At 29.3% G+C, this 2,441-nt stretch carries 3 protein-coding genes; all 3 read left to right on the top strand.

What is annotated here, in order from left to right; all coding sequences use genetic code 11:
* A partial coding sequence (locus tag SPJ17_RS00965) for a hypothetical protein (RefSeq protein WP_321091872.1) occupies positions 1 to 448 on the top strand: 448 nt, incomplete at its 5' end.
* Between the two features lie 447 nt (positions 449 to 895).
* Complete coding sequence (locus SPJ17_RS00960) at positions 896 to 1,606, top strand: CBS domain-containing protein (RefSeq protein ID WP_321091871.1); 711 nt, start codon at positions 896 to 898, stop codon at positions 1,604 to 1,606.
* Positions 1,607 to 1,902: 296 nt separating this feature from the next.
* Positions 1,903 to 2,154: a hypothetical protein gene (locus SPJ17_RS00955; RefSeq protein ID WP_321091868.1), complete on the top strand. Its 252-nt coding sequence runs from the start codon at positions 1,903 to 1,905 to the stop codon at positions 2,152 to 2,154.
* Positions 2,155 to 2,441: the final 287 nt, after the last annotated feature.

The following is a 2,441-nucleotide window of genomic DNA, read 5'->3' as shown; positions in this document are numbered from 1 at the left end:
TGAAATTATTAAAAACATTTCAATTAAGCTTAAAGAGGTAAAAAGCGAAGATTTTAAATATAAAGAAATTGGTTGCTATAATTTATATGGAGTTTATAAATCATATTTTAGTTCCTATATAAATATTGAAGATAATGGATTAACCCTTGAAGCATATATAATGAAAGAGCCAACAGATAGAGAATATGAAGGCTTTCCATATGAAGAGGCGGATATCTTGTACATTGCATTATGGAATAGAGGGAATCGTGATTATGACTTTAGCAAATTTATTACCCCTGATTGTAAAAAGATTATTACAGAAGGAAGAAATGCTTGGGGTAAGCACTATATTATCAAGAGGTATGATTTAAAAGCCCATACCTCTGAATTTATAATTAAGACTTCAGTCCAATTTATTACTGAAGAGGTAAAAAAATATACTCAATCTAAAAATATAACTCTTTAATATAATTGTTTAAGCACCTTTTAAAAGGTGTTTTTTCCTTTTTAAATAGGATATTTTAAGTCCTTATATATATTATTTATAATATATATAAATCATTGAAAAAAACACTAAAAAATGGTATAATTTAAGTACATAGAGACAGTACAAATTTACTATACGAGGAAAAACAGTGATTACAAAAGAAGAAAAGATTAGAAGAAGAAAATCGTTGAAAAGAACTCAAATATTACAGGAGCTGGTTTTGGAGAAGAAATTGATTCATCCATTAATAACATTCCAGAACTTCAAAAATGGATGAATGGGGAAATTGAATTTGATGAATATCAAGAAGCAGTAATGAAATTTATAAAGATTAACTAATTAGGAACTTTACTAAATATATTGTTCTTGATACAATAATCTAATAAGAAGGTTTCAGTCCTTCTTTTTACAAAAGGAGTTGTGTTTATGGATAAAAATAATGAACTATTCATATTCTTATATAAAAAACTAGAATCTATTTTAGCCTGTACAGTAAAGTCAAGACCCCAGGATTCTCCTATCTGGGTATTTGAAAATGAGCTAAAAAAGAGTGATGATGCAAAGAGAAAGGCTAGGGCAGAAAAGTATTTTATCGTACGTACAATGAGGAATATTTTAATGCACGATGATTTAGGTAATGATGGCCCATTTGTAGTCAACGAGGATACAATAAAATTCCTAGAAGAGGAAATAGAAATATTAGAGGAGCAAAAATGTGCCATTGATGTCTGTGTACCATTTGCATCCCTAGTATATGCAACAAAGAATTCCTTAGTTACAAATATTGCCTCCCGTATGCTAGAGAAGGGTATTACGAATGTACCTATCCTAGAGGAAAAAAAGGTTGTTGGTATGTTTAATGGTAAAGCCTTTATTCACATTATGAAAAGTAGAAAGGGAGTAGTCATTAATGAGGGAACGAAGATGAAGGATATTCATCAATTCCTATACTTAGATATGAATGATGGAATCCGTTATGAATTTGTTGCAAAAGATACTAAGGTAGATATATTACATCAGGTATTTAAAAGAAATAATAAGGGTAAGGTTGAGCTTTTAATTGTCACAGAAACAGGAAATAAATATGAACCTATTTTAGGTGTTATATCCCCTCATGATATATTAGATAAAGCATAATATTCTTCGCAATTCCAGAAATATTGGAATTGCTTTTTTTCTATTTAGGTATGATAAAATATCTTTTTTTTAGGGGGATATTATGTAAGGAGATAATAATGAAATAAGAAATACCTCTTTTTCAACTGAAGAAATATATAAATTCTTAGAGTTTGAGGATTATAAGGAGAATTTATCTTACGATACAAAGGTAAAGAAAAAATCAATAAGGATAGTCAAATTATTGTATAGGATTATCTCGTAGAGGGCTATGAACCATTCCCTTTCACCCTGAGATTTATGAATCAAGATTTAAAATGGATACGATATTAAGTAGCCTAGAATATAGTTTTGAATATAAAAACCCATTTGGAGTGGATCTATATGTGGATTTAGAAAAGGATAATAAAAAAATCCTTCCTAAGACATTAGTGAAGGAAAAGAATAAATTTGGTAGAATATTTGAAGATTTAGATACGAATGTAGATTATATCTTTGTCGTATACCAGCAGCAATATAATTCTAAGGTATATTATTATACACGTTATTATACAATATTCCTAATTTAGAGAGTGTTGGCGAAAAATAAATAAAGTGATATAATATAGTCAGTCTAAAGAAAGGAAAATCACGTGAATTTCTGAGAGCTGGTTAATACGTGTGACTTGGCGGTTGATGATTAGCCAGCTCCCAGAAGTTCAATCAATCGCCGCCATAAAAACTAAATATAAAGATAACCATTAGGGAACATCGGTGAAGAAACTTCCATGGGATGAAAGAGATAATATAACTCCTATTGAAGTATGAATAACTTCTACTATGAAAGAATGGTATGAAGCCAAACATAGAGAAAGTT

The organism is Anaeroplasma sp. (assembly GCF_034179385.1).
Lineage (GTDB): Bacteria > Bacillota_I > Bacilli_A > Acholeplasmatales > Anaeroplasmataceae > Anaeroplasma.
This window is presented reverse-complemented; position numbering and strand designations above follow the sequence as displayed.

Bases quoted from the DNA above. Each gene is read 5' to 3' on its own strand.
- SPJ17_RS00960 (WP_321091871.1), top strand. From the start codon at position 896: ATGGATAAAAATAATGAACTATTCATATTCTTATATAAAAAACTAGAA.
- SPJ17_RS00955 (WP_321091868.1), top strand. From the start codon at position 1,903: ATGGATACGATATTAAGTAGCCTAGAATATAGTTTTGAATATAAAAAC.